This is a genomic window from Amycolatopsis sp. VC5-11 (assembly GCF_037034185.1).
Lineage (GTDB): Bacteria > Actinomycetota > Actinomycetes > Mycobacteriales > Pseudonocardiaceae > Amycolatopsis > Amycolatopsis nivea.
On sequence record NZ_JBAGKF010000068.1, the window covers coordinates 1 to 256 of the forward strand.

Genomic DNA, 256 nt, shown 5'->3' on the forward strand with positions numbered 1-256 from the left:
GGCGGCGAGGCCGACGAAGGAATGCAGCAGGGCGATCAGCTCGGGCATCCCGGTCATCTCGACCACCGCCGCGCGCCGCAGCCCGATCCCCGCGCCGATGACCATCGCGACGATCATCAACGCGACCGAGGTGCCGGTGATGTCGCCGGTGACCGCTTGGGCGATGGTCGCGATCAGCGCGACGATCATCCCGGCGATCCCGAAATAGTTCCCGACCCGGGCGGTTTCGTGCCGGGACAGCCCGGCGAGGGCGAGG

The 256-nt window shown here is 70.3% G+C and carries 1 protein-coding gene; it reads right to left on the reverse strand.

Features of this window, described 5'->3' with window-relative positions; genetic code table 11:
• Positions 1-256: NAD(P)(+) transhydrogenase (Re/Si-specific) subunit beta (locus WA670_RS45115; protein ID WP_336162325.1), on the reverse strand; the 256-nt coding region annotated here is incomplete at both ends.